This is a genomic window from Pseudomonas pudica, from assembly GCF_015680405.1.
In the GTDB taxonomy this organism is placed as follows: Bacteria; Pseudomonadota; Gammaproteobacteria; order Pseudomonadales; family Pseudomonadaceae; genus Aquipseudomonas; species Aquipseudomonas pudica.
Window position 1 is genome coordinate 1 of record NZ_JADLJS010000023.1, and the last position, 26,814, is coordinate 26,814.

Genomic DNA, 26,814 nt, shown 5'->3' on the forward strand with positions numbered 1-26,814 from the left:
GCGGTGGTCACGGTGGTAGCGGTGGTGGCCATGGCGGTGGCGGCGGTGGTCACGGTGGTAGCGGTGGTGGCCATGGCGGTGGCGGCGGTGGTCACGGTGGTAGCGGTGGTGGCCATGGCGGTGAAGGCGGTGGCCACGGCGCTGGCGGAGATGGAGATGGCCATGCCGGCAACAGTGGGCGCGGCCATGACGGCTCCTCGAACTCTGGGCGCAGCGGCAACCACGCTGAGGCGGGTGATGATCATGGCAATCACGTTGGCGGTGAGCCTGGGGACGATCACGGCAATCACGTTGGCGGCGAGCCCGGTGACGATCATGGCAATCACGTTGGCGGTGAGGCCGGGGACGATCATGGCAATCATGTTGGCGGTGAGCCTGGCGATGACCACGGCAATCACGTTGGTGGTGAACCTGGTGATGATCGTGGCGATCATCTGGGTGGCGAACCGGGTGATGACCGCGGTGAGCATGCCGCAGGCGAACCGGGTGATGACAACAGCAGGAGCTGACTGGCGCTGAACGGCAGCCCCACTCAACGCGAATGCAATGAGCGCCGACGACTATCCCTCATCTCGTCCGGGATATGGTCACAGTTGGTGTGGGATCTTTTCCCGCGTCGTATACTGGGTTCATCTGTCAAGGAATGCGCTCAATGCAATCGCCTACCATCCCCCCTTCGATGTTAAGCGCACTGCGGCGTGTCATGCGTCCTCTGGTGCGCCTGATGCTGCGCAAAGGGGTCACCTACACGATGTTCGCCGACCTGCTCAAGGAAGTGTTCGTCGATGTGGCCCACCGCGAGTTTCGCCTGGACGGTACGGTACCGACCGACAGCCGCATCAGCCTGCTCACAGGCGTGCATCGCAAGGATGTCCGGCGTTTGCGCAGCGAAGGGGGCACATCGCTCGCAGCACTGCCGGAAAACATCACGTTAGGTGCACAGTTGGTCAATATGTGGACCACCGGCAAGCCGTTCTGCTCGGCGCCTGGCCAGGCGCTGCCGTTGCCGCGCCTGGCGAGCGTTGGCGGCGATTGTTCCTTCGATGCCCTGGTGGCGAAGATCAGCACCGACATCCGCGGGCGGGTTGTGCTGGATGAGTGGTTGCGCCTGGGTATCGTCCGGCTCGACGACCAGGACTGTGTTCACCTGCAGGCCCAGGCATTCGTGCCGCAGAAAGGCTTCGACGAAAAGGCCGCTTACTTTGGCCACAACCTGCATGACCATGCCTGCGCAGCAGTGCACAACCTGAGTGGGGGCGGCCAGCCGTTCTTTGAGCGCAGTGTGCACTATGACGCCTTGAGCCCGGCCAGCGTCGACCATTTGCGTGCAACGGTGGACAAGGACGGCATGCAGATGCTGCTTGCCTTCAGCCGGCTCGCAGCAGAGCTGGAAGATGCCGATGTGCCCAGCGCCGAGGAACGTCAGCGCATCACGGTCGGGCTTTATTTCTACACTGAAACTACCGACCCCGGTTTGTCGAAGACTCCAGACCCATGACTTCCCTCGCACGCTGCCTCAGTGTCGTCACACTGGTCCTGGGTTTCGGGTTGAACCTGGTGGCGCCTGCTGAAGTGGCCGCAGCACCGGTATGTGTCAGCCGTGACGAAGTGGGTATGGCGGGGGCGGCGGGCTTGCAGTTCCCAGGCGGTATTGGTGGTACCGGGGCCAGGACGGGCGGTGTCGGTGGTACCGGCGTACGCAGCGAAAACGGCGGAGTGGGTGGCACCGGTGCGCCGCTGCCGCAGCGTCCCGGCGGCACGGGTGGGACCGGCGCGGTGGCCGACGGTGTGGACGGCATCTTCATCGATCACGGCGGGGCAGGCGGTACCGGTGCACCGATCCTGCGCCCGGGCGGTACCGGTGGTACCGGCATTGTCGGCACCATTACCGGGTTCGCCTCGATCTGCGTCAATGGCCTGGAAGTGCACTTTGGCAAGGACGTGCCGGTGAGTGAAAACGGTGCGCCTGCCAGTAGCGCTCACCTGGCAATCGGCCAGGTTGTCGCGGTGGAGGCATTTGCCGGCAAACGCGGCCTGCAAGCAGGGCGCATCTCGATCCTCAACGTTTACGAAGGGCCGCTGACGGCACTGCCCAATGCTTCGGCCCCTCTGCGGGTCATGGGCCAACCTGTGCGGCTTGCTGCAGGGGCGCGGGTGGCTGAAGGGTTGCGCCCGGGCGAGCCGGTCAGGGTCAGTGGCCTGCGCGATGCCAGGGGCGAAGTGGTAGCCAGCCGTATCGAACGGGCGCCGGGGCTCAGGGAAGCCAGTGCCATCGGTGCGGTTGACCGTGCCGGCAGCCTACAGGGGCTGAAGCTGGGGACCCGTGTGGCACCCGCACGGGAAGTGCTGGTACGTGGCCAGTGGACCGGACGCCAGCTGGAAGTGGCGCAAACCCGCCCAGACCCGAGCCTGCCTTTTGCTGGCCGTGTGCAGGCGGCGGTGATCGAGGGGCTGGTGCAGCGCAGCCACGCTCAGCAACTGGTGGTGGCAGGTATCAAGGTGACGCTGGGGCAGGGCACCGTGATCGTCGGCAAGCAGCCCGCGGCATTGGCGCTCGATCAACGTGTGCGGGTGAGCGGGGTGTTCAGTGGCAAGCACGAGCTGCGGGCAACCCGCGTGGAGTTCCACGACGACCGTGCCGACAACCCGGACAGAGGGCGTTCGGGGCGTGGCAGCGAACACGGTACCCGTGACGCTGAGGGTTCCGGCGATAGCGGGCATGGCGGCCGCGATGCGACCAGTGATCGCATCGAAAGCAGCGATGATCACAGCGGACACGGCGGTGTTGACGATTCCAGTGGTCGGGACAGTGCTGAAAGCGTGGACAAGTCCGGAAAGTCGGAGCATGTCGACACCGTGGAGCAACCCGAGAGCAGCAATAGTGGAAGCTCTGACCGGGTAGAGAAGGTCGAGCTTGAAAAGGTGGAAAAGATTGAAAAAGCAGAGAAGCTTGAAAAGGTAGAGAAAGTAGAAAAAGTCGAGAAGTCCGAAAAGCCCGAAAAGGTCGAGAAGATCGAGAAGATCGAGAAAACCGAGAGGCCCGAAAAGGTTGAGAAGATCGAAAAGCCTGAGAAAATCGAAAAAGTAGAAAAAGTCGAGAAGGTCGAAAGGCCTGAGACAGTAGAGAAAGTCGAAAAAGTGGAGCATCCAGAGCGATCCGGGCATTAGGCAACTAGGCTGGGTAGGTGCCATCACCTTTCCCGTCCGGGGATATCGAGGTGCAGATGAAACCCACGCTCCCTCTTTTTGCCTGTTTGCTGTGTTGCGCCAGCGCGTCGGTGCTGGGCGATACCTTCAGCGCCGCCATGGGCATGGACTATTCAAGTGGCGACTATGGCACGGGTACAACCTCGGAAATCTGGTACATCCCCGTGGTCGGCAAGTATGAAACCGGCCCAATGACCTACAAGGTCACAGTGCCCTGGCTGCGCATCACCAACCCTGAAGTGGGCCCGAATGGTGACCCCTTGCCCGGTGGCTGCCGGGATGTGGAAAGCGGGCTGGGGGACACGGTTGCCAGCGCCGGTTATGCCCTGCTCGATGGCAGTGACGGCGGCCTGATGCTGGACCTGATCGGCAAGGTCAAATTCCCCACTGCCGATGAAGACCAGTGCCTGGGCACCGGTGAATACGACTACACCGGCCAGGTAGACATCGCCAAGGCCCTTGGCCCGGTGACCGGCTTCGCGACCCTGGGCTGGAAGAAGTTCGGCGATCCGCCCGACAGCGATTTCGACGACCCAATATTTGCCAGTCTCGGCTTCGCCATGCCCGTGGCTGCAGGCACTTCCGCGGGTGCCTCCTATGACTGGCGGCAGAAGGTCGTCTCGACGGGCGCGCAGATCAAGGAACTTACCCTGTTCCTGACACACAAGCTCAACCAGCAGTGGAAAGTGCAACTCTATGCAGTCAAAGGCTTCTCGGATGCCAGCCCGGATGCAGAAGGCGGCCTGATGCTTTTTCACGCGTTCTGACGAAAAAGCCCCTGGCCCGGCAGTTCCTTGTGGGGAGTGGCGGGGCAGGGGCTTTTCAGTATGCAGCTGCCTTAGATGGGTTCAGCCCACATGTCGTATTCGTCGGCATCCACCACGCGGCAACGCACCTTGTCACCCGGCTTGAAGCCGTGGTCGCCATCGATGAACACGCTGCCGTCGATTTCCGGGGCATCGAAGAAGCTGCGGCCAACCGAACCTTGCTCTTCCACTTCATCGATCAGCACGTCGATTTCCTTGCCGATGCGCAGCTGCAGGCGGGCGGCGCTGATGGCCTGCTGGTGGGCCATGAAGCGGTCCCAGCGATCCTGCTTGACGTCGTCCGGCACTTCTTCCAGGCCCAGGTCGTTGGCCGGGGCGCCTTCCACCGGCGAGTACTGGAAGCAGCCCACGCGGTCCAGCTGGGCTTCGGTCAGCCAGTCCAGCAGGTACTGGAAGTCTTCTTCGGTCTCGCCCGGGAAGCCGACGATGAAGGTGGAGCGAATCACCAGCTCCGGGCACTGCTCGCGCCAGTTCTTGATACGTGCCAGGGTGCGGTCTTCGAAGGCCGGGCGCTTCATGGCCTTGAGCACTTTCGGGCTGGCGTGCTGGAACGGGATGTCCAGGTACGGCAGGATCTTGCCGGCGGCCATCAGCGGGATCACGTCGTCGACGTTCGGGTACGGGTACACGTAGTGCAGGCGTACCCAGGCACCCAGGCTGCTCAGTGCTTCGCACAGCTCGAGCATGCGGGTCTTGACCGGGCGGCCGTTCCAGAAGTCGGTCTTGTACTTGACGTCGACGCCGTAGGCGCTGGTGTCCTGGGAAATCACCAGGATTTCCTTGACCCCGGCCTTGACCAGGCGCTCGGCCTCGCTCAGCACTTCGCCGACCGGGCGGCTGACCAGCTTGCCGCGCATCGACGGGATGATGCAGAAGCTGCAGCTGTGGTTGCAGCCTTCGGAAATCTTCAGGTACGCATAGTGGCGCGGGGTCAGCTTGACGCCTTGCGGCGGCACCAGGTCGATCAGCGGGTTGTGGTCCTGGCGTGGCGGCACTACTTCGTGCACGGCATTGACCACCTGCTCGTACTGCTGCGGGCCGGTCACCGACAGCACGCTCGGGTGCACGTCACGAATGCTGCCTTCCTCGACACCCATGCAGCCGGTGACGATGACCTTGCCGTTTTCCTTGATCGCTTCGCCGATCACTTCCAGCGACTCGGCCTTGGCGCTGTCGATGAAGCCGCAGGTGTTGACCACCACCACGTCGGCGTCCTCGTAGGTGGGCACGACTTCATAGCCTTCCATGCGCAGCTGGGTCAGGATGCGCTCGGAATCGACCAGGGCTTTTGGGCAACCCAGGCTTACGAAACCTACCTTGGGGGTGGCGGGCGTGGTGGACATGACTAACCTCGGTATTGAATGCAGGTCGCCCGACCGGAATCGGGGGCGATCTTGACGGGCGCTTTTGGCGCCTCTGATCAAAAAGTGCGCAATTCTAGCGAGCGCAGGGTCGCTTGACCAGCAGAAATGCGACGAACGCTGCGCTATGCTTCGCGCCATTGTGTCGGGGGTACCAGTATCACCTGGCGCATGGGGAATTCTACTGGCCTTGCAAGGCCGTCTGCGGGAGTGGTCGATGGTTCAGGCAAGCAGTCACGCCGAGGGCGGGCACGAGGGGAAGCAGGGCGCGACGCGGTCGGTGAGCCTGCTCGTGGCGGCGGTCGGGGTGGTTTATGGCGATATCGGCACCAGCCCGTTGTATACCCTCAAGGAGGTCTTCAGCGGCGGGTACGGAGTACCGGTCAACCATGACGGCGTGCTGGGGATCCTGTCGCTGATCCTGTGGTCGTTGTTGTGGGTGGTGTCGTTCAAGTACGTGATGTTCATCCTGCGCGCCGACAACCAGGGCGAGGGCGGCACCATGGCACTGACTGCACTGGCGCGGCGGGCGACGGCGGCCTATCCGAGGTTGCGTACGCTGATGGTGGTGTGCGGGTTGATCGGCGCTTCGCTGTTCTATGGCGACAGCATGATCACCCCGGCGGTGTCGGTGCTGTCGGCGGTTGAGGGCATGGGGCTGGCCTTCGAAGGTATCGACCACTGGGTGGTGCCGATTTCGCTGGTGGTGCTGGTGGCGCTGTTCCTGGTGCAGAAGCACGGCACCGAGAAGATCGGCAAGCTGTTCGGCCCGATCATGGTCACCTGGTTCGTGGCGCTGGGCGTGCTGGGTGTGCATGGCATCTCGCAGAGCCCGGAGGTACTCAAGGCATTCAACCCGGTCTGGGCGGTGAACTTCTTCGTGGTTCACCCCGGCATGGGTGTGGCCATCCTCGGCGCGGTGGTGCTGGCGCTGACTGGTGCCGAGGCGCTTTACGCCGACATGGGCCACTTTGGCCGCAAGCCGATCGCCCGCGCCTGGTTCCTTCTGGTGCTGCCGGCGCTGGTGCTCAACTACTTTGGCCAGGGCGCGATACTGCTGCAGAACCCGGAGGCGGCACGTAACCCCTTCTACCTGCTGGCGCCGGGCTGGGCACTGCTGCCGTTGGTCGCGTTGGCCACCATGGCCACAGTGATCGCCTCGCAGGCGGTGATCTCGGGGGCCTTCTCCCTGACCCGCCAGGCCATCCAGCTGGGCTACATACCACGCATGCAGATCCAGCACACCTCAAGCGACGAGCAGGGGCAGATCTACATCGGTGCGGTGAACTGGGCGCTGATGGTTGGCGTGGTGCTGCTGGTGATCGGCTTCGGGTCGTCCGGCGCCCTGGCGGCAGCCTACGGCGTGGCGGTGACCGGTACCATGCTGATGACCACCCTCCTGGTCTCGGCGGTGATGTTGCTGCTGTGGAAGTGGCCACCGGTGCTGGCGGTGCCGATCCTGCTGGGTTTCCTGTTTGTGGATGGGCTGTTCTTTGCCGCCAACGTGCCGAAGATCATCCAGGGCGGGGCCTTCCCGGTCTTGGCCGGCGCTGTGCTGTTCCTGTTGATGAGCACCTGGAAGCGCGGCAAGCAGATCCTGATGGAGCGCATCGACGAAGGCGCGCTGCCGCTGCAGCTGTTCATCAGCAGTATCCGCATTCAGCCGCCGCACCGGGTCGAAGGCACTGCGGTGTTTCTGACGGCGCGCTCCGATGCGGTGCCCCATGCGCTGTTGCACAACATGCTGCATAACCAGGTGCTGCACAGCCAGGTGGTGCTGTTGACGGTGGTCAGCGAGGACCGGCCACGGGTACCGGAGCAGGAACGCTTTGAAGTGGAGGCCTATGGCGATGGGTTCTTCCGCGTGTTGCTGCACTTCGGCTTCATGGACGAACCGGACGTGCCGGCGGCGTTGAAGCTGTGCCACCTGGAAGACCTGGACTTCAGCCCGATGCGCACCACCTTCTTCCTCAGCCGCGAGACCGTGATCGCCTCACGGCTGGAGGGCATGTCGCGCTGGCGGGGCAACCTGTTCGCGTTTCTGCTGAAGAATGCCAACGGCAATTTGCGCTTCTTCAACCTGCCGCTGAACCGGGTAATCGAGCTGGGGACCCAGGTCGAGATTTGAACCTGCGCCAAGGCCGCTCCTACATCGATCGCGTAGCCTGTAGGAGCGGGTTTACCCAAGGCTATCAGTTCTGTGCCGCCACACTCGACTTGCCCTGGCGCGTCTCGATCTCGCCAATCAAGCGCTTGGCCAGTGCCGGGTAGTTTTCGTCGAAGTGGTGCCCCCCCGGCAGCTTCAGGCGTTCACCCACCGCAGTCTTGTCGGTGCAACCGCTCTCGTCGGTTTCTTCCACACCATACACGCACACCACCTTGGAAGCAGGCAGCCTGGCCATTTCCGGCCCGGTTGGCGCTTCCTGGCCTTCCTTGCCCAGCCAGCCTTCGACTTCGATCTCGAAGCTGCCGCTGCGGGCAAAGGCCAGCAACATCACCGCGTCGATACGTTGCTGGTCCTCGGCCGGCAGGCGGTTGTAGATCGCCGGCAGCACGTCGGCACCGAATGAATAGCCGGTCAGCACGAAGCGCTTGGTGCCCCACTTCTGCCGGTAGTGCTGCATCAGCTCGGACAGGTCGGCGGCGCTTTGTTCCGGGGTCTTGTGCTGCCAGTAGTAGCGCAGCGTATCAATGCCGACCACCGGGTAACCAAGCTTGGCCATTTCGCCGGCCACGTCGCGGTCCAGGTCCCGCCAGCCGCCGTCACCGGAAAGGAACAGGGTGACCGTGTCGGTGGTCTGCCCGGCTGGTACCTCGACCACCGGGATGGCGAGGGCGTTGCCGTCGTGGCCGACCAGGGCCTGGGTCAGCTGGGCCTTGAGCACTTGTGGCAGGTGGATGTCATAGTCGCTGATACTGGTTTCGGCATTGGCCTGGTCGCGTACGAAGGCGGCGCTGGCGTCATCCGGATTGTCGTTCCAGGCGACGTTCCAGTGGCCGTGGGCGGCCGACTTCGGCAGCGCTGCCTGGCAGCCGGGTTGTTCCAGGCTGAAGTCCACGGAAATTGCCCGCGCCTTGTCGTTGTTCTGGCTGGCCAGCCAGCGCCAGGCCTGGGCGGCACCAGGGCCGATACCGGCGACCAGGGTCGGTTTCTCTGGCAACTGGCCCATGGCCTGGTCCATGGCCTGTTGTTGCTTGCTGCAGTCGTTGGGCGGCAGGATCACCTGCACCAGTTGCGCTTCGCCAGCCTGGGCCAGGTCCAGCAGTTGCCTGTCGGTCAGCGCCTGGTCCTGGGGTACACCGATGGCCACTCGAACCTTGGGGTGTACCCCAGGGGTCACACGGGTGATGTGGTTGTCATTGATGCTCAGTTGTTCCAGGTGCGCCTCGGGTGCCGGGCGCGTCCATAGCCAGAACGCCAGCGCGCCTCCCAGGGCGGATAAAAGCAGGGGCACCAGCAGGTACAGCCAAAAGCGTCGGGTCATCAACGTTTCACCAATCCAGTCAGGCCGCCTGCGATCAGGGCGGCGGTGTCGGCCAGTGCCACCAGCGGGTCGAGCCCGGCCGGCACGGCCATGTAGCGGGGTTCCCAGTCCGGTTGGAACTTGTCCTTGAAGCGTCGAAGCCCCTGGAAGTTGTACAACTGCTCGCCACGGCGGAACACCATCGAGCCAAGGCGCTGAGTCAAGGGCGCGCCACGCCGCGGCTGCAGGCCGGAAAGCGGCACCATGCCCAGGCTGAAGCGGGCGTAGTCATGGCTTTTGTAGTGCAGGATCAGGCCGATCATCATGAACTCCATGGTCAGCTTCGGCGCCTCGGGGTGTGCACGCATCAGGTCGAGGCTGGCCAGTTCGTTGCCATGGGTTTCCAGCAGGTTGGCGAAAGCCACCGGGCGGCCCTGGAAGCGGATCAGGGCAATGCGGAAGTGCTGCAGATATTCAGGGCTGAAGCGCCCCAGCGAGAAGCCTTTCTCGCGCACATTCTTGCCGCCAAGCCAGGCGTCGGAGATTTCCTTCAGCTCTGCCAGCGGGGCATGCCCGGGTTCGTGAATTTCCAGGCTCAGGCCGTCACGGCCGCCGCGGTTCCAGGTGTAGCGCAGGTCCTTCATTTCCTTGCCCTTGGCTTCGAGGTCGAAGCGGCGCAAGTCGACCCGGGCTTCTTCGCCCAGCTTCAGTGCGGTCAGGCCGATGTCCATGTAGAACGGCAGGTTCTCGGCCCGCACCTGATAGAACACCGGGCGGGCATGGTGCAGGTCGCACAGGTCGCGGAACTGCCAGATCATCTCGGCACGCTCCTGGGCCGGGCCGATCGGGTCGTACAGGGCTACCAGGCTGCGACCGCGACGGGCGTACATCAGGAATGCGTTGTCGCGAGGGTGGAACAGCAGCGCCTTGTCGCCGGTCAGGGCCAGGCCGCCATCGGGCTGGTCGGAGGCCAGCAGAATACGGTTGGCACGCAGCAACTCTTCTTCGTCTGGCAGGTGGATCACCGGTGGTGCGGTGCGCAGCAGCCAGGTCAGGGCCACGGCCGCCAGCAGCACTGCGCTGCCCATGGCGGCGCGCAGGCCGCGCGGGGCATCGGCGTCGAGGGTGAACTGCCACCACAGCTGATGGCTGTAGGGCACATCCTGGTAGGCGAACAGCAACAACCACACCGATGCGCCGACCACACAGGCGCTGGCCACCAGAAACACCGGCGAGAACGGCAACTCGAGCAAACGGCTGGGGCGGTAGAAGGAACGGCGGAACAGAGCGAGCAGGGCGGCAGTGAAAGTCAGCAGGCAGGCCTCTTCCCAATCGAAGCCCTTGAGCAGCGACAGCAGGGCGCCGACCAGCAACAGCACGGTGGTCAGCAGCCAGGCGGCGGACAGGCGCCGGCGCAGGCCCTGGGCCAGCAGCAGGCAAAGCACGCCGATCAGGCTGGCGCCGAAATGCGAGGCATCGATAAGGCGGTGCGGCACCAGGAACCCCATGTGCTCCAGGCGGGTGTCGATCTCGGGCGTGGCCCCGGAGAACAGCAGCACCACCCCGGACAGGAACACCAGGATCGACAGGATCGGCGCGGCCAGCCCGGAAGCGGCCTTGATTGCCTGTTGCGCGAACAGCAGCCGTCGGGCCTCGTTGGCCAGCAGCAGCACGCAGGCCAGCAGCAGCGGCAGCACCACGTAGATCAGCCGATACAGCAGCAGGGCCGCTGCCAGTGGTGCCGCGCCGAGTTGGTCGGCAAAAGCCGCCAGCAGGATCGCTTCGAATACCCCGACGCCGCCCGGTACGTGGCTGAGCACACCTGCAGCCAAGGCCAGCAGGTACACCAGGACAAAGGCACCGAACGGTGGTGCTTCGGGCAGCAGCAGATACAGCACGGTGGCGGCAGCGGCGACATCCAGTGCGGTGATCAGCAATTGCAGGGCGGCCAGGCGTGCGCCCGGCAGGCGAAGCGTGCGGCGGCCCAGTTGTACCAGCAGGCTGTTGGCCAGTGGTTGCTCAGCCAAGCGTCGGCGGTACAACCCGAACACCAGCACGCTGCATGCCAGCAGCACGGCTATTGAGGCACCCGCCAGCAAGCCAGGCGCCAAACCCAGTGCGGCAGACGCCGCCGGCAGGTCGCTCAAGGTCGCCAAGGCGGCCAGGGGCGGCAGCGCGCAGCCCAATGACAGGCTGGCAAAAACGGTCATCCGTGCAACTTCACCTGCGCCAACCCCCTGGCGTGCATACAGGCGATAGCGCACCGAACCGCCCGAAAGCATCGACAGGCCGATGGCGTTGCCGATGGCAAAGGCGCTGAAGCCGCCCAGCACCAGGCTGCTCACCGGCAGCTTCACGCCGGCATAGCGGCTGGCCGACCACTCGTAGCCCAGCAGGACAACGAAACCGAGCACGGTAGCCAGCAAGGCGCCAAGTAACGACTGGGTCGGTACGCTGAGCATGGCATCGTGCAAGGCATAGATGTCCAATTCACTCAACAGGTGGCGGCAGGCGATCAAGGCCATGGTGAACAACACCAGGGTCACTGCCAGGCCGATCGGCTGGCGGTAGCGGCTCAAGCGTTCCAGCAAGGGCAGGCGTTGCACAGCACCGGGCAGCGCCGAGGCAAGCGGCACCGGTGGTTCGGGGTTGTGCGAAGTCATGGATTGCCCCGGCCTTGCAGCGCGAGGTGAGGGAAAAGTGTGGCCAAGTGAAAGTCCCTTAGGTGAACGTATCCAATGTTACTCCGGCCTCAAGCGTTTTCAGCCACTTGGCAGGGTTAAAGATAGTTCATCCTGGGAGCAACCTTTCAAGCCTGTAGGTTGGCTTAAAGGCGGAGAAATGGGGACGACGTAAGTCGGGAGGGGAAAAGCAACAAACCCCGCGCTGCTGTTACACAGGCGGGGTTCGTTCTGACGAATATGGTTGCGGGAGCCGGATTTGAACCGACGACCTTCGGGTTATGAGCCCGACGAGCTACCAGGCTGCTCCATCCCGCGTCAGTGGGGCGAATTCTACAGTTTCCAGAATGGATGTCAAGCGCTAGTCGTTGATTTTTTTGAAATTTCTTTCAGCGCATTATTTGATGCAAAAGAAAAAGGCCACTGTGTGAACAGTGGCCTTTTCTCGAATCTGGTTGCGGGAGCCGGATTTGAACCGACGACCTTCGGGTTATGAGCCCGACGAGCTACCAGGCTGCTCCATCCCGCGCCTGTGAGATCGAATTCTACGGATTTACCCGTGAGTGTCAAGCTTTTTTCTGAAAAAACCTTTCCTGTTCAAACTCTTAGCGTTTGAATATGGCGCGCAGCTCAGGCGCGACGGGGCTTTCAGGCCGATTATCGACCAGTGCCGCGCACAGGCTGCATACCCCGAAGGCGCATGCGATACTATCTGTATGAATTTACAGTGCTGACGGTCATTCATGTCCTTGCGCAAGATCATCCACGTCGACTGCGATTGCTTTTATGCCGCGATCGAGATGCGCGACGACCCGCGCCTGGCCGGGCGGCCCATGGCGGTGGGGGGCTCGGCCGACCACCGTGGGGTGATCGCCACCTGCAACTATGAAGCGCGTGCCTATGGCGTGCGTTCGGCCATGTCGTCGCGGCACGCGCTGAAACTGTGCCCGGACCTGCTTATCGTCAAGCCGCGCTTCGAGGCCTACCGTGAGGCCTCGCGGGAAATCCACACGATCTTCCGCGACTACACCGAGCTGATCGAGCCGCTGTCGCTGGACGAGGCCTACCTGGATGTGAGCGACAGCCAGTGGTACTCGGGCAGCGCCACGCGCATTGCCGAGGATATCCGTCGCCGGGTCGCACGCACCCTGCATATCACTGTCTCGGCCGGTGTGGCGCCGAACAAGTTCCTGGCCAAGATCGCCAGTGACTGGCGCAAACCCAATGGCCTGTTCGTGATTACCCCGGGCGATGTGGAGGCATTCGTCGCCGCCCTTCCGGTAGCCAGGTTGCATGGGGTGGGCAAGGTAACGGCAGACAAGCTGGCGCGGTTGGGTATCGAGACCTGCCTGGACCTGCGCGAATGGTCGCGCCTGGCGCTGGTGCGCGAGTTCGGCAGCTTTGGCGAGCGTTTGTGGGGGCTAGCGCGGGGTATCGATGAGCGTGCGGTGCACAATGATAGCCGCCGGCAGTCGGTCAGCGTGGAAAACACCTACGACACCGACCTGCCGGACCTGGCCAGTTGCCTGGCACGGCTGCCCGAGCTGCTGGAAAGCCTGAACGAGCGTATCGCCCGCATGGACAGCAGTTACCGGCCGGAAAAACCCTTCGTCAAGGTCAAGTTCCATGACTTCAGCCAGACCACCATGGAGCAGGCGGGGGCGGGCAGGGACCTGGAGAGTTATCGACAATTGCTGGGGCAGGCGTTTGCCCGTGGTGGCAAGCCGGTGCGCTTGCTGGGTGTAGGCGTGAGGTTGCGCGACTTGCGCGGGGCGCATGAGCAGCTGGAGCTGTTCCCGCCTAAATGAAAGGGGCCGCAAAGCAGCCCCAACGTGTTACTGCGCGCCTGGGTCGGCCACCAACCGGCCAGTGGCCTTGGTCAGCGACTGCAGAAACTCCTGCTGCAACTCCGGGTCGTTGCGCGTCAGTTCGATCAGGCTCTGTTCCATTTCACTGGCTTCCTCTTCCAGGCCCAGTTCGGACAAGCGCTTGACCCGGTGTACCCATTGGCCGACATCGTCATCTTCGAGGTCATCGAATATCAGTTCATGGGCTTCGAGCAGCTTGCTGCGCAGGGTGGCACTGACCAGCAGGCTGGCATTGCCACGTACCGCGTTGTCCTCGTCCAGCACCTGCAGATGCAGGGTACCGATGTGGTTGAGGTTCTGCTCGGAGAACGGGCTGTCGAGCAGGTTCAGGCGCAGCACGCCGTTCCTGTCGGTGGTCAGCTCGTGAGTCATCTTGCCGGCCTTGACCTCGACCAGGCGCTCGCTCCAGGGCACGCTGGTAGATTCCTCGCGCTTGCCTTTCTGCACTTCGCTGATCCCGGCCAGGTTCTGCTGGGCACGGCCGTTGGACGGCACGTTCATGAACGGGTTGAGCCCGTCCACGCCGTAGCTGAGCCAGTCGTGGGTGATGCTTTCCGGCAGGTTGCCCAGGGCGAAGACATTGACCACGTTGGCACCCACGCCCGCCACCACGGCCACCGCACCCAGCGGGATCTCGTAGATCTCCCGCCAGGGTTGGTAAGGCGTGTAGCGGTCATAGCTGCGGGTGACTTCGTACTCGGTGACTTCGAAGCGTTTCTGCTCATGCACGCGCACACGTCGTTGCGGAAGCTCCATCACCTTCGGCTCGCCGACATCGATCTGCAGGGTGTGCTCGAGCAGTTTGCGCTCGACGCGCTCCTCATGGTCGCTGCGCTGGGACATCTGGTTGGCGCAGCCGCTGACGAGCAGGGCGCCGCACAGTGCGGCGCCCCCCAGGGGAAAGGTACTTCGCTTGAACATGATCACTCGTGCATTGGTTATCAGCGGCGAACGCGGGCCTGCAGGAAGGTCAGCACTTCATTGAGCGGCAACGCCTGGGCGTCCTGCTCGGTGCGGTGCTTGTACTCCAGGTTGCCTTCGGCCAGGCCGCGATCGCTGACAACGATGCGGTGCGGGATGCCGATCAGCTCCATGTCGGCAAACTTGATGCCTGGGCTGGTCTTCTTGTCACGGTCGTCCAGCAGCACTTCGTAACCGGCAGCAGTCAGTTCGGCGTACAGCTTGTCGGTCGCCTCGCGAACCACCTCGGTTTCGTAGCGCAGCGGTACCAGGGCGATCTGGAACGGGGCCAGGGCGTCGTTCCAGATGATGCCCTTGTCGTCATAGCTCTGCTCGATGGCAGCGGCGACCACGCGGGACACACCGATGCCGTAGCAGCCCATGGAAAGGGTTACCGGTTTGCCGTTCTCGCCCAGTACCTGGCACTTCAGTGCCTCGCTGTACTTGGTGCCGAGCTGGAAGATGTGGCCTACTTCGATACCGCGCTTGATCACCAGGGTGCCCTGGCCGTCCGGGCTCGGGTCGCCTTCGACCACGTTTCGCAGGTCGGCGACCTGTGGAACCGGCAGGTCGCGCTCCCAGTTCACGCCGAAGTAGTGCTTGTCGTCGATGTTGGCGCCAATGCCGAAGTCGCTCATCAGGGCAACCGAGCGGTCAATGACGATTTCCAGCGGCAGGTTCAGCGGGCCGAGCGAGCCGGCGCCGGCACCGATGGCCTCGCGCAGTTCGGCATCGGTAGCCATGACCAGCGGGTCGGCAACCTGTTCCAGCTTGGCCGCCTTGATTTCGTTCAGTTCGTGGTCGCCCCGTACGATCAGGGCGACCAGCTTGCCTTCCTCGGCACCGCGCACGATCAGGGTCTTGACGGTTTTCTCGATCGGCAGGCCGAAGTTTTCCACCAGTTGGGCGATGGTCTTGGCGTTCGGGGTGTCGACCAGGCGCAGCTCCTCGGTAGGAGCCGGGCGCACGGTTTCACGCGGGATGGCCTCGGCCTTCTCGATGTTGGCGGCGTAGTCGGAGCTGTCGCTGAAGATCACGTCGTCTTCGCCGGACTCGGCCAGTACGTGGAATTCGTGCGAATAGCTGCCACCGATGGAACCGGTGTCGGCTTGCACTGGGCGGAAGTCCAGGCCCAGGCGGGTGAACACGTTGCTGTACGCCTGGTGCATGCGGTCGTAGGTTTCCTGCAGGGAAGCCTGGTCGGCATGGAACGAGTAGGCGTCCTTCATGATGAACTCGCGGCCGCGCATCAGGCCGAAGCGCGGGCGGATCTCGTCACGGAACTTGGTCTGGATCTGGTACATGTTGAGCGGCAGCTGTTTATAGCTGGACAGCTCGTTGCGGGCCAGGTCGGTGATGACTTCTTCGTGGGTCGGGCCAACGCAGAAGTCGCGCTGGTGGCGGTCCTTCAGGCGCAGCAGCTCGGGGCCGTACTGTTCCCAGCGGCCGGATTCCTGCCACAGCTCGGCGGGCTGGATGCTGGGCATCAGCACTTCCAGGGCGCCGGCGGCGTTCATTTCCTCACGCACCACGGCCTCGACCTTGCGCATCACCCGCAAGCCCATCGGCAGCCAGGTGTACAGGCCGGAGGCCAGTTTGCGGATCATGCCGGCACGCAGCATGAGCTGATGGCTGATGACCACTGCGTCGGCAGGGGTTTCTTTCTGGGTGGCGAGCAAATATTGACTGGTGCGCATGGTGAGCCGTGTCGATTGCCTAAGACATTGAAATGACCCCGCATTGTACGGGGGCGAAACGAAGGCGTACAGGATGCCCCAGGGCGTGACACTTGTCAGCCAAGAAAAAGCCCGGCGTGATCGCCGGGCTTTTTCAGGTGCGGGGCACTGCAAGCCAGGCTTACAGGATGCTCAGCGGGTACTCCACGATCAGGCGCAGTTCGTCGATCGATGGGGAATCGTAGTAAACGCCATCGGAAGAGCGGTAGGTGGCCTGACGTACGCGGAAGCTCAGGTCTTTCGCCGGGCCGCTCTGCAGTACGTACTTGATATCGACGTCGCGTTCCCATTCCTTGCCGTTGCTGGTGCCGGCGACGTTGGCGTCGGTACCGCGTACATAACGGGTCATGAAGGTCAGGCCCGGGATGCCGTATTCGGCGAAGTTCAGGTCGTAGCGAGCCTGCCAGGATTTCTCGTCTTCGGCGTTGAAGTCGGAACGGGCCACGGAGTTGGCCAGGAAGATGGTGCCGCCACCGTCGATGCCATAGCCATAGTCGCCGTCGCCGGTGACTTTCTGGTAGGCCAGGGTGAAGGTGTGAGCGCCGATGTTGTAGGCGCCCGACAGGCTGAACGCGCGGTTGTCCAGCTTGTCGCCATCGAATGCGAGGTAATCGGCCGAGCCTTCGCTCTTGGTGTCATAGATGTTGAAGTCGAACACCAGGCCTTGTTTGTCCGAGATCGGCAGTGCCCAGTTGACGTTGGCGTAGTACTTGCGCCAGTAGTCTTCGACCTTCGAGTAGTACAGGCTGGTGCTGAGGTTGTCGGTGAAGGCGTAGGTACCACCGACCACGTTGGCTTCCTTCAGGCCGAAGCTGTCGCGGTTGGTCTGCTCCTGGGCGGTCAGGCTGGTGAAGTGACCAGCATGCAGGGTCAGGCCCTCGATCTCGTTGCTGGTGATCAGGGTGCCCTGAGCGATTTCTGGCAGCAGGCGGCTGTCGTCGGTAGCGAAGACCGGCAGTGCGGTGAACTGGTCACCCACTTTCAGCACGGTGTCGGAGATACGGAACTTAACCGCACCACCGCCCTTGGAGTAGTCATCCTGCGAACGGCCGTCGGAGCCGGTCGGGAACAGGCCGGTACCGGCGCGGCCCTTGCCGCTGTCCAGTTTCAGGCCGAGCATGCCGATGGCATCGACACCCACACCCACGGTGCCCTGGGTGAAGCCGGACTCGAAGGTGCCGAGGAAGCCCAGGCCGGTTTCTTCGCGACGGCTCTGGCCGCCTTCGTTGTTACGGAAGTCACGGCTGAAGTACAGCATGCGGGTCTTGACGTTCAGCTTGCTGTCTTCGATGAAACCTTTGGACTCGTCCTGGGAAGAGGCCACTGCCAACTGCGAGGTCCCTGCCGCAACGGCCAGGGCGATCATGCTCCACTTCATCACGCGCATCGTGATTTGCTCCTTTGGTTTTTAGGAAGAGTACCGCTGCGTCCAAGTTTTCTAGTTATATGGGGCAGCTCTTTCTTGTTATGTCGGCGAAAATGTATAGCACGCAGACTGTTGTTGGCGATATGGGTATAAACATCCTTTTCGGAACTTTTTCACCATGTCGCTTTTAGGTATTTCCATGTCGCAAATCACGCCCCGGTTTAAGGGCCGTACAACTCCAGCGCTGTTTCTTTCACCGTAACGAAGCTGTAACTACCGATTCCGGTTGCGGAAACTCCCTGGTAACCAATGCCGCTGTTGTTATTTGTCGCGTACACCTGCCGATGCAGATGTCGTGCCGACTTGGCGTGAAAGGAATGCAACAAGCGTGCTCAAAATTCGCAACGCTTCATGAAATTTTCACAAAACCTGCTACCGGGGGTCGGAAAGTGCCGTAAACACGGGGCGAGAGCCGCCTGGCGGGGTATTACAGTCAAGAATCATTAAAATTTGAAAAGCTGTCATGAAAGTCAATGTGTTACCGCAACTTGTTCATGCAGCGTCACCTGTGGGGTGGCAAGTGTGGTGCGAGGTGTGCCGGCAGCCTCATTTTGGTGCGAAAAGTAGCGCTGTGTTACCGGGAGCGTGCACGGTATCCTTGCAGGTCTGTTTTCCGCGTGACGCGGGTTGGTTCTGCCTGAAGGAGATTTGCCGTGTTCGTCCTCGATTCGCGTTTGCAGCAGGATTCGCTGGTGCTGGGGGAATTTGCGTTGTGCCAGTTGCTGCTGAGCAAGGATGCCAACTACCCATGGTTCATCCTGGTGCCCAAGCGCGCCGGCATCAGCGAACTGTTCGAGCTCGATGCTGCGGAGCAGCAGCAGTTGTGGCAGGAAACCACCAACCTGGCCGAAGCGCTGAAAGCCAGCTACAGCGCCGACAAGATGAACGTGGCCACCTTGGGCAATGTGGTCAGCCAGTTGCACATGCACGTGATCGTGCGCCAGCGCGACGACGCGGCCTGGCCGGCACCGGTGTGGGGCAAGTGCCCGGCAGTGGCCTACACCGACGATCAGGTGCAAGCGATTCGCCAGCGCTTGCGCGGGCTGCAGCTCGCCGGCTACCAGGAGGCCTGACATGTCGCTTGAATCGCGAGTGGTCGAACTGGAAACCCGCCAGGCGTTCCAGGATGACACCATCCAGGCGCTGAATGACGTGGTGGTCGAGCAAGGGCGGGTGATCGAGCGGCTGCAGTTGCAGATGGCCGAGCTGATCAAGCGTTACGAAGAGATGGTTGGTCAGTACGGCAGCGAAGGGGACGAGGCGCCACCGCCTCATTATTGATACCTGAAACCCTGCAGGAGCGGGAATGCCCGCTCCTGCAGGGGATGGTTTCTGCAGTCAGATCAGCGGCGGGTTACCGCAACCACATCCTCGGCCTGCAGGCCTTTGTCGCGGTGCATAACGGAAAATTCCACGCGCTGGCCTTCCACCAGGATGCGGTGGCCTTCGCCGCGAATGGCGCGAAAGTGCACGAAGATATCATCGCCCGAGTCGCGGGAGATGAAGCCGAAGCCCTTGGATGTGTTGAACCACTTCACGGTACCGGTATCACGATTGCCGGTATCCTGCGCAGCATGTTGGCTGGCGCGGGCCTTGCGCGGGCTGCGGGCGAAGCCCACGGCCAGGTGCACGGCCACGGCCAGCGCCGCGCAGACCAGTGCGGCCAGGTTGCCCATTTCCGGGCGGGCCAGCAATGTCAGGGTCTGCAGTACCACCGCCACTACCAGCAGGGCGCAGGCCAAATGCTGCAACTGCTGCCGCGCGCCGCGGTAGTACAGTGGCACGACCGGGGCCAGCACCAGGTTGAGCAGGCCGAGCAGGCTCAGGTAAACCGCGTCGGGTTGTTGCAGGAAGGGTGAAGCATCGGTTTTCAGGCTGGGTATGAGCGATAGCAGCAAGGCTGCCACGCCCGTCACCAGATGGACGATCTTGAACATGGGGTTGGCTCACAGTTGATAAGGCCGATCACAGGAAGAGCTGGCAGCACGGTGCGCATGAGGTGTAGAGCGCGAACACGCGGTAGCCAGCCTATGCACCCGGCAATGACAAGCCGCACGGGTGGCACCCTGCCTATTTAACAGTAAAGCCGCAGGCTACTCAAACCGCAGGCCGCGACGGGCGATGTGTTGCGCCATGTCACATGCGGCGTGTGCCAAGTGTTGCTAAAGTGGTCGGCACCCGCTTGGGTCTCAAGCCTTATGGAAAGGGGAACTTCATGGCAATCGATATCGGTATCAGTGAAGAAGATCGCAAGTCCATCGTCGATGGGCTGTCCCGCCTGTTGTCGGATACCTACGTGCTGTATCTGAAAACCCATAACTTCCACTGGAACGTCACCGGTCCGTCGTTCCGCACCCTGCACCTGATGTTCGAAGAGCAGTACAACGAACTGGCACTGGCGGTCGACTCGATCGCCGAGCGCATCCGCGCCCTGGGCTTCCCGGCACCGGGAGCCTATGCATTCTATGCGCGGCACTCCTCGATCAAGGAGGAAGAAGGGGTGCCGCCTGCCGACGAGATGATCCGCCAGCTGGTCCAGGGCCAGGAAGCCGTGGTGCGTACCGCGCGCAGCATCTTCCCTGTGGTGGACAAGGTCAGTGACGAGCCAACCGCCGACCTGCTCACGCAGCGCATGCAGGTGCACGAAAAAACCGCCTGGATGCTGCGGGTGCTGCTCGACGGCAAGTAGATACCCTGCGCTGTACCGGCCCGTAGGAGCGGCCTTGTGTCGCGATGGGCTGCTCCTACAGGTTCTGCGCAATTTTGTGCAGGAAGATTTTGCCACTGCTTTAAGCTCGCCCATCAGCGCTTCATAGGCCACCTGGTACCTGTGACGAGGAAGTGTGGCGCATGATGCAAGCAAGCAAACGTGTGGCTGGCCAGGGGCGTTGGCCAGGTAAACAGTGCATCGACCCGTTCAAGGCGGATTTCGACATGTTGCAGACCCAGCCGGTGTCGCGCTCGGTGCGGCTCAACGGTTTTTCCACCTGCCTGCGGCTGGAGGCCGTCTACTGGGGCATCCTGGAGCGCATCGCCGCGGCCAACCGCTGCTCGGTCAGCGCGGTGCTGTCCTACGTCGACCGCGAGGTACACCTGCGCCAGGGTGGGGTGCGCAACTTCAGCGGGCTGATCAGGGTGATCTGCGTCGCCTGGCTGCTGGACCCGCCAAGTGTGCGCTGATCGCCTGGCGGGCTGCGCAGTGCTTGCTAACCATATATAATCCCGCTTTTTGCTGCCCCGGCAGCCAGCGTTGTGGTTGACGAGAGACACCCATGCCCCTTTATGACTATCAATGTGCATCCTGCGAGCACCGCATGGAAGTGCTGCAGAAGATCAGCGCCGCGCCGCTGACCGATTGCCCGGCCTGCCAGGCGCCGGCGCTGAAGAAGCTGTTGTCGGTGCCCGGCTTCCGCCTGAGCGGTAACGGTTGGTACGAAACCGACTTCAAGACCGGGGCGAAAAAGAATCTGGCAGGCGGCGACAAGGCCGACTGAGTTGAATGCTGTGACCGGGTCTTGCAGTATTAGCCCTCTCCGGGCGGCCAAGGCCTCCACCGAATACACGAATCACGAGAAGCGAAACCACCATCATGATGCGCAGCCATTATTGCGGCCAACTGAACGAGAGCCTGGACGGCCAGGAAGTCACCCTTTGCGGCTGGGTCCATCGTCGCCGCGACCACGGCGGGGTGATCTTCCTCGACATCCGTGACCGCGAAGGCATGGCCCAGGTCGTGTTCGACCCGGATCGCGCCGAAACCTTCGCTGCTGCCGACCGCGTGCGCAGCGAATACGTCGTGCAGATCACCGGCAAGGTCCGCAAGCGCCCTGAAGGTGCGGTGAATGCCAACATGGCTTCCGGCGCCATCGAGATCCTCGGCTACCAGCTGAACGTGCTCAACGAAGCGGAAACCCCGCCGTTCCCGCTGAACGAATACTCCGACGTCGGCGAGGAAACCCGCCTGCGTTACCGTTTCATCGACCTGCGTCGCCCGGAAATGGCCGACAAGCTGCGCCTGCGTTCGCGCATCACCAGCAGCATCCGTCGCTTCCTCGACGAGAACGGCTTCCTCGACGTCGAGACGCCGATCCTGACTCGTGCCACCCCGGAAGGCGCGCGTGACTACCTGGTGCCTAGCCGTACCCACGCCGGCAGCTTCTTCGCCCTGCCGCAGTCGCCGCAGCTGTTCAAGCAGTTGCTGATGGTCGCCGGCTTCGACCGCTACTACCAGATCGCCAAGTGCTTCCGTGACGAAGACCTGCGTGCCGACCGCCAGCCGGAATTCACCCAGATCGACATCGAGACCAGCTTCCTCGATGAAAGCGAGATCATGGGCCTGACCGAAAGCATGATCCGCAAGCTGTTCAAGGAAGTGCTGGACCTGGAATTCGGCGAATTCCCGCACATGACCTTCGAAGAGGCCATGCGCCGCTACGGCTCCGACAAGCCGGACCTGCGTATTCCGCTGGAACTGGTCGACGTCGCCGACCAGCTCAAGGACGTCGACTTCAAGGTGTTCGCCGGCCCGGCCAACGATCCCAAGTGCCGCGTCACCGCCCTGCGCCTGCCAGGCGGCGCCAGCATGCCGCGCAGCAAGATCGACGAGTACACCAAGTTCGTCGGCATCTACGGTGCCAAGGGCCTTGCCTACATCAAGGTCAACGAGCGCGCCAAGGGCGTCGAAGGCCTGCAGTCGCCGATCGTCAAGAACATCCCCGAGGCCAACCTCAACACCATCCTCGACCGCGTTGGCGCCGTTGACGGCGACATCGTGTTCTTCGGTGCCGACAAGTTCAAGGTGGTCAGCGAAGCCCTGGGCGCGCTGCGTATCCGCCTGGGTCACGACTTCGAGCTGCTGACCTGCGAATGGGCACCGATGTGGGTGGTCGACTTCCCGATGTTCGAAGAGAACGAGGACGGCAGCTTCACCGCGCTGCACCATCCGTTCACCGCGCCGAAGTGCACCCCGGAAGAGCTCGAGGCCAACCCGGCCGTGGCTCTGTCCCGTGCCTACGACATGGTCCTGAACGGTACCGAACTGGGTGGCGGTTCGATCCGTATCCACCGTAAAGAGATGCAGCAGGCCGTGTTCCGCCTGCTGGGCATCGAGGCGGCAGAACAAGAAGAGAAGTTCGGCTTCCTGCTCGACGCCCTTAAGTTCGGTGCGCCGCCTCACGGTGGCCTGGCCTTCGGCCTGGACCGCCTGGTCATGCTGATGACTGGCGCCCAGTCGATCCGTGAAGTGATCGCCTTCCCGAAAACCCAGAGCGCCGCTTGCGTCATGACCCAGGCCCCTGGCATGGTCGACGCCAAGGCCCTGCGCGAGCTGCACATCCGACTGCGCGAACAGACCAAGGTCGAGTAAGCAGTCCCCGGGCGCATCCACATGGATGCGCCTTTGCGTTTCGGCGCAGGCAATTTCCCGCCCCGCCCCTTACTGGGGCGGGGCTGTTTGTGATTCAAAGGATTCGGAGTCGTTATGGCTGGTCATTCCAAGTGGGCGAACATCAAGCACCGCAAAGAGCGCCAGGATGCCAAGAGAGGCAAGATCTTCACCAAGTGGATCCGCGAACTGACGGTCGCTGCCAAGCAGGGTGGTGCTGACCCGGCATCCAACCCGCGCCTGCGCCTGGCGCTGGACAAGGCACTGGGCGCCAACATGAGCCGCGACATCATCGATCGTGCCGTGGCCCGTGGTGCCGGCACCAACGAAAGCGACAACGTCGAAGAGCTCAGCTACGAAGGTTACGGCCCGGGTGGCGTGGCGATCATGGTCGAGGCCATGACCGACAACCGCAACCGTACCGCCGCTGCCGTGCGTCATGCCTTCACCAAGTGTGGTGGCAACCTGGGTACCGACGGTTCGGTGGCCTACCTGTTCGAGCGCAAGGGGCAGATCAGCTTTGCCCCGGGCGTTGAAGAAGATGCGCTGATGGAAGCGGCGATGGAAGCCGATGCCGATGACGTGGTGGCCAACGACGACGGCTCGTTCGACGTGTTCACCTCGTTCAACAGCTTCTATTCCGTGCGCAATGCGCTGGAAGAGGCGGGCTTCAAGGCCGCTGACGCGGAAATCGTCATGCAGCCGACCACCAGCGCCGAACTCGACCAGGAGGGTGCCGAAAAGGTGCTCAAGCTGATCGACATGCTCGAAGACCTCGATGACGTGCAGAACGTCTACTCCAATGCCCAGATTTCCGACGAGATCATGGAAAACCTCGGCTAAGGTATCCTGGCGATCCAGGCCAGTTCTTCAAGTTTGTCAGCGCCTGTACCGGCCCTTTCGCGGGTAAACCCGCTCCCACAGGTACTGCACCACATTCAGAGTCGGTGCAGTACCTGTGGGAGCGGGTTTACCCGCGAAAGGGCCGGTACAGTTTGCAGAGATGCATCAACTTTTCGACAGGCACTATGACTCTGATTCTTGGTATCGACCCCGGCTCGCGCATCACCGGCTATGGCGTGGTACGCCAGACCGCCCGTGGTTGCGAGTACGTGGCGTCGGGCTGCATTCGCACCGGCAGCGGCGAGCTGCACGAACGTTTGCAGATCGTTTTTCGTGGCGTGGGTGAAATCATCGCCCAGCACGGCCCGGTCACCATGGGCATCGAGCGGGTATTCATGGCCCGTAACGCCGATTCGGCGCTCAAGCTCGGCCAGGCCCGTGGTGCGGCCATCGTCGCCGCCGCCGAAGCCGGCCTGGAAATCGCCGAATACAGCGCCACCCAGGTCAAGCAGGCGGTAGCCGGTACTGGTGGGGCCAACAAGGAGCAGGTGATGATGATGGTCATGCACCTGCTGAAACTGACGCAGAAACCGCAGATCGACGCCTCCGACGCCCTGGCCATCGCCCTGTGCCACGCGCATACCCGCTCCAGCCTGGTGCCGCATGGCCTGGCCACGGCACGGCGACGCGGCGGGCGCTTGCGTCTGTAGGCGCTTCATGCGCTGATACACATTTTGTTCGGGTGATGCGTTCACCCGCTGCATTTGCTGATAGGGTTGAGCGGTCTTTGACCGGCTCCCCGAGAGGAAGGATCGGAACGTGATTGGACGTTTGCGCGGCACCCTGGCGGAAAAACAGCCGCCGCACCTGATTATCGACGTCAACGGCGTGGGTTATGAACTGGAAGTTCCCATGACCACGCTGTACCGTCTGCCCAAGGTGGGCGAACCCGTCACCGTGCACACCCACCTGGTGGTGCGCGAGGATGCTCACCTGCTCTACGGTTTTGCCGAAAAGCGCGAGCGCGAGCTGTTCCGCGAGCTCATCCGCCTGAATGGCGTAGGGCCGAAGCTGGCCCTGGCGTTGATGTCCGGGCTGGAAGTGGACGAACTGGTGCGCTGCGTGCAGGCCCAGGACACCTCGGCCCTGGTGCGCGTGCCTGGTGTCGGCAAAAAAACCGCCGAACGCCTGCTGGTCGAGCTCAAGGATCGCTTCAAGGCTTGGGAAACTTCCCCGGCCATGTTCACCCTGGTCTCTGATGGGCCGCTGCCGGTCGCCAGTGCATCCACAGCCGAAGCCGATGCCGTCAGCGCCCTGGTTTCGCTGGGCTACAAGCCGCAGGAAGCCAGCAAGGCGATCGCCGCGATCAAGGACAAGGCCGGCCTGAGCAGTGAGGAACTGATCCGCCGCAGCCTGAAAGGGATGATTACCAAGTGATCGAAGCCGACCGTTTGATCGCCGCCAGTGGCCGCGACCGTGAAGAAGTCCAGGACCGTGCGATCCGCCCGCTGCGGCTGGACGAGTACATCGGCCAGCCGGTGGTGCGCGAGCAGATGGCGCTGTTCATCCAGGCCGCCCGTGGCCGCAGCGAGTCGCTCGACCACACGCTGATCTTCGGCCCACCCGGCCTGGGCAAGACTACCCTGGCCAACATCATCGCCCAGGAAATGGGCGTGTCGGTCAAGAGTACTTCGGGGCCGATCCTCGAGCGCCCGGGTGACCTCGCTGCGATGCTGACCAACCTCGAACCGCACGATGTGCTGTTCATCGACGAGATCCACCGGTTGTCACCGGTCGTCGAGGAGGTGCTGTACCCGGCGATGGAGGACTTCCAGCTCGACATCATGATCGGCGAAGGGCCAGCGGCCCGTTCGATCAAGCTCGACCTGCCGCCGTTCACCCTGGTTGGCGCCACCACCCGTGCCGGCATGCTCACCAACCCGCTGCGGGACCGTTTCGGTATCGTCCAGCGCCTGGAGTTCTACAGCGACAAGGACCTGGCCACCATCGTCAGCCGTTCGGCCGGCATCCTTGGCCTGGCCATCGAAGACCAGGGTGCCTATGAGATCGCCCGCCGGGCTCGTGGCACGCCACGTATCGCCAACCGCCTGCTGCGCCGCGTGCGCGACTACGCCGAAGTGCGCGGCAAGGGGCAGATCACCAAGGCCGTGGCCGACATGGCGCTCAACCTGCTGGACGTCGACGAGCGCGGTTTCGACCACTCCGACCGCCGCTTGCTGCTGACCATGATCGAGAAGTTCGACGGTGGCCCGGTCGGCGTGGACAACCTGGCCGCGGCCATCAGTGAAGAGCGCCACACCATCGAGGACGTGCTCGAACCGTACCTGATCCAGCAAGGCTACATCATGCGCACGCCGCGCGGCCGCGTGGTCACCCGGCATGCCTACCTGCACTTTGGCCTGAACGTACCCGGGCGCCTGGGGGAGGGTGGGGATTTTTCCGAAATGGGCGATGAGTGACAGATCGAAAACGGCTTTTCGTGGTCCTACCGCTGGCATGCCGAGGGTGCGCTGGCAATAAGACATTAATGAAGAAAAAACAGTTGCCACAGCGGATTGGCAAGCTGAGGAGTAAGCACTAGAGTATGCGCGCGCAAAATGGCCTGGAACCTTTCGCACACCGTTGTCGCGTCTATTACGAAGATACCGATGCCGGTGGCGTGGTGTATTACGTCAATTACCTGAAATTCATGGAGCGCGCGCGTACCGAGCGGCTGCGGCACCTGGGTTTTTCACAGGCGCAGCTGGCTGAAGACAACCTGCTGTTCGTGGTCCACTCCAGCGAAGCGCGCTATCACGCGCCGGCGCGGCTGGACGACGAGCTGCGGGTCACCGCGCAAGTACTTGAACTCAATCGCGCCAGCCTGCGCTTCGTGCAGCAGGTCTGGCGGGAAAAAGATGAAACGCTGCTCTGCGAAGGGCAGTTCCTGGTGGCCGCCGTGCGCGCCGACACTTTCAAACCCCGAGCCATACCCCCGGAGCTGCGTGACGCCTTTGCGGCGGACGGCTCGGGTACTCAATCGAATGCAGGAGAATAA

The 26,814-nt window shown here is 62.7% G+C and carries 24 protein-coding genes and 2 tRNA genes; 17 read left to right on the forward strand and 9 right to left on the reverse strand.

From position 1 onward, the window contains the following. The 4 genes from IRZ77_RS26970 to IRZ77_RS16635 form a co-directional block, all read left to right on the forward strand. Positions 1 to 509, forward strand: a 509-nt coding sequence (locus IRZ77_RS26970) for a hypothetical protein (RefSeq protein ID WP_230388101.1), incomplete at its 5' end; no start/stop codon positions are given. A gap of 143 nt (positions 510 to 652) precedes the next feature. Next, complete coding sequence (locus IRZ77_RS16625) at positions 653 to 1,498, forward strand: DUF6502 family protein (protein WP_135002168.1); 846 nt, start codon at positions 653 to 655, stop codon at positions 1,496 to 1,498. Further along, positions 1,495 to 3,168 carry a DUF5666 domain-containing protein gene (locus IRZ77_RS16630; RefSeq protein ID WP_153671178.1) on the forward strand — a complete coding sequence of 558 codons (1,674 nt, stop codon included), beginning with the start codon at positions 1,495 to 1,497 and terminating at the stop codon, positions 3,166 to 3,168. Before IRZ77_RS16625 ends, IRZ77_RS16630 begins: the two co-directional genes overlap by 4 nt. A gap of 56 nt (positions 3,169 to 3,224) precedes the next feature. After that, positions 3,225 to 3,974, forward strand: a complete 750-nt coding sequence (locus IRZ77_RS16635) for a hypothetical protein (RefSeq protein ID WP_108480106.1) — start codon at positions 3,225 to 3,227, stop codon at positions 3,972 to 3,974. 71 nt (positions 3,975 to 4,045) lie between these two features. Here IRZ77_RS16635 and rimO read toward each other — a convergent pair whose 3' ends face one another. Continuing rightward, positions 4,046 to 5,377, reverse strand: coding sequence for a 30S ribosomal protein S12 methylthiotransferase RimO (rimO, locus tag IRZ77_RS16640; protein WP_013973825.1), 1,332 nt, complete (start codon positions 5,375 to 5,377; stop codon positions 4,046 to 4,048). A gap of 235 nt (positions 5,378 to 5,612) precedes the next feature. Between rimO and IRZ77_RS16645 the strand changes: the two genes are divergently transcribed. After that, on the forward strand, positions 5,613 to 7,523 hold the full coding sequence (locus IRZ77_RS16645) for a potassium transporter Kup (protein ID WP_046616214.1): 1,911 nt from the start codon (positions 5,613 to 5,615) through the stop codon (positions 7,521 to 7,523). Between the two features lie 64 nt (positions 7,524 to 7,587). Here the strand turns inward: IRZ77_RS16645 and IRZ77_RS16650 are convergent, their stop codons facing one another. From IRZ77_RS16650 to IRZ77_RS16665, 4 genes are all read right to left on the reverse strand, one after another. Beyond that, the gene (locus IRZ77_RS16650; protein WP_135002171.1) at positions 7,588 to 8,880 is read right to left on the reverse strand and encodes a virulence factor family protein; all 1,293 of its coding nucleotides are present in this window, start codon (positions 8,878 to 8,880) and stop codon (positions 7,588 to 7,590) included. Beyond that, on the reverse strand, positions 8,880 to 11,522 hold the full coding sequence (gene mprF, locus IRZ77_RS16655; protein WP_196173961.1) for a bifunctional lysylphosphatidylglycerol flippase/synthetase MprF: 2,643 nt from the start codon (positions 11,520 to 11,522) through the stop codon (positions 8,880 to 8,882). Before mprF ends, IRZ77_RS16650 begins: the two co-directional genes overlap by 1 nt. A 259-nt stretch (positions 11,523 to 11,781) precedes the next feature. Beyond that, positions 11,782 to 11,858, reverse strand: a tRNA-Met gene (locus tag IRZ77_RS16660). A 134-nt stretch (positions 11,859 to 11,992) separates the two neighbouring features. Beyond that, positions 11,993 to 12,069 (reverse strand) — tRNA-Met (locus IRZ77_RS16665). A gap of 220 nt (positions 12,070 to 12,289) precedes the next feature. Between IRZ77_RS16665 and dinB the strand changes: the two genes are divergently transcribed. After that, positions 12,290 to 13,348: a DNA polymerase IV gene (gene dinB, locus IRZ77_RS16670; protein WP_178081787.1), complete on the forward strand. Its 1,059-nt coding sequence runs from the start codon at positions 12,290 to 12,292 to the stop codon at positions 13,346 to 13,348. A 27-nt stretch (positions 13,349 to 13,375) separates the two neighbouring features. Here the strand turns inward: dinB and IRZ77_RS16675 are convergent, their stop codons facing one another. From IRZ77_RS16675 to IRZ77_RS16685, 3 genes are all read right to left on the reverse strand, one after another. Continuing rightward, the gene (locus tag IRZ77_RS16675; RefSeq protein ID WP_046616210.1) at positions 13,376 to 14,329 is read right to left on the reverse strand and encodes a lipoprotein; all 954 of its coding nucleotides are present in this window, start codon (positions 14,327 to 14,329) and stop codon (positions 13,376 to 13,378) included. A 20-nt stretch (positions 14,330 to 14,349) separates the two neighbouring features. After that, the gene (locus IRZ77_RS16680; RefSeq protein ID WP_046616209.1) at positions 14,350 to 16,065 is read right to left on the reverse strand and encodes a proline--tRNA ligase; all 1,716 of its coding nucleotides are present in this window, start codon (positions 16,063 to 16,065) and stop codon (positions 14,350 to 14,352) included. A gap of 160 nt (positions 16,066 to 16,225) precedes the next feature. Beyond that, positions 16,226 to 17,491 (reverse strand): OprD family porin, encoded by a 1,266-nt coding sequence (locus IRZ77_RS16685; protein ID WP_108480107.1) that lies wholly within the window; start codon positions 17,489 to 17,491, stop codon positions 16,226 to 16,228. A gap of 692 nt (positions 17,492 to 18,183) precedes the next feature. Here IRZ77_RS16685 and IRZ77_RS16690 point away from each other — a divergent pair. After that, positions 18,184 to 18,603, forward strand: a complete 420-nt coding sequence (locus tag IRZ77_RS16690; protein ID WP_046616207.1) for an HIT family protein — start codon at positions 18,184 to 18,186, stop codon at positions 18,601 to 18,603. A gap of 1 nt (position 18,604) precedes the next feature. Beyond that, positions 18,605 to 18,811 (forward strand): SlyX family protein, encoded by a 207-nt coding sequence (locus tag IRZ77_RS16695; protein ID WP_025340266.1) that lies wholly within the window; start codon positions 18,605 to 18,607, stop codon positions 18,809 to 18,811. A gap of 62 nt (positions 18,812 to 18,873) precedes the next feature. Here the strand turns inward: IRZ77_RS16695 and IRZ77_RS27180 are convergent, their stop codons facing one another. Beyond that, positions 18,874 to 19,467: a cold-shock protein gene (locus tag IRZ77_RS27180; RefSeq protein WP_085600991.1), complete on the reverse strand. Its 594-nt coding sequence runs from the start codon at positions 19,465 to 19,467 to the stop codon at positions 18,874 to 18,876. 278 nt (positions 19,468 to 19,745) lie between these two features. On the opposite strand from IRZ77_RS27180, the gene IRZ77_RS16705 reads away from it, so the two are divergent. From IRZ77_RS16705 to ybgC, 9 genes are all read left to right on the forward strand, one after another. Next, complete coding sequence (locus tag IRZ77_RS16705; RefSeq protein WP_025340264.1) at positions 19,746 to 20,219, forward strand: Dps family protein; 474 nt, start codon at positions 19,746 to 19,748, stop codon at positions 20,217 to 20,219. Between the two features lie 161 nt (positions 20,220 to 20,380). Continuing rightward, positions 20,381 to 20,710 carry a ribbon-helix-helix domain-containing protein gene (locus IRZ77_RS16710; protein WP_024087590.1) on the forward strand — a complete coding sequence of 110 codons (330 nt, stop codon included), beginning with the start codon at positions 20,381 to 20,383 and terminating at the stop codon, positions 20,708 to 20,710. Positions 20,711 to 20,802: 92 nt separating this feature from the next. Next, positions 20,803 to 21,024 carry an FmdB family zinc ribbon protein gene (locus IRZ77_RS16715; RefSeq protein WP_003254776.1) on the forward strand — a complete coding sequence of 74 codons (222 nt, stop codon included), beginning with the start codon at positions 20,803 to 20,805 and terminating at the stop codon, positions 21,022 to 21,024. A 95-nt stretch (positions 21,025 to 21,119) separates the two neighbouring features. Beyond that, positions 21,120 to 22,895, forward strand: a complete 1,776-nt coding sequence (gene aspS, locus IRZ77_RS16720) for an aspartate--tRNA ligase (protein WP_025340263.1) — start codon at positions 21,120 to 21,122, stop codon at positions 22,893 to 22,895. A gap of 114 nt (positions 22,896 to 23,009) precedes the next feature. Continuing rightward, positions 23,010 to 23,756: a YebC/PmpR family DNA-binding transcriptional regulator gene (locus tag IRZ77_RS16725; RefSeq protein WP_108480109.1), complete on the forward strand. Its 747-nt coding sequence runs from the start codon at positions 23,010 to 23,012 to the stop codon at positions 23,754 to 23,756. A 185-nt stretch (positions 23,757 to 23,941) separates the two neighbouring features. After that, on the forward strand, positions 23,942 to 24,466 hold the full coding sequence (ruvC, locus tag IRZ77_RS16730; RefSeq protein ID WP_004375291.1) for a crossover junction endodeoxyribonuclease RuvC: 525 nt from the start codon (positions 23,942 to 23,944) through the stop codon (positions 24,464 to 24,466). A gap of 109 nt (positions 24,467 to 24,575) precedes the next feature. After that, positions 24,576 to 25,193, forward strand: coding sequence for a Holliday junction branch migration protein RuvA (gene ruvA, locus IRZ77_RS16735; protein ID WP_015271473.1), 618 nt, complete (start codon positions 24,576 to 24,578; stop codon positions 25,191 to 25,193). Continuing rightward, positions 25,190 to 26,236, forward strand: coding sequence for a Holliday junction branch migration DNA helicase RuvB (gene ruvB, locus IRZ77_RS16740; protein WP_108480111.1), 1,047 nt, complete (start codon positions 25,190 to 25,192; stop codon positions 26,234 to 26,236). Before ruvA ends, ruvB begins: the two co-directional genes overlap by 4 nt. A 125-nt stretch (positions 26,237 to 26,361) precedes the next feature. After that, positions 26,362 to 26,814, forward strand: coding sequence for a tol-pal system-associated acyl-CoA thioesterase (gene ybgC, locus IRZ77_RS16745; RefSeq protein WP_015271472.1), 453 nt, complete (start codon positions 26,362 to 26,364; stop codon positions 26,812 to 26,814).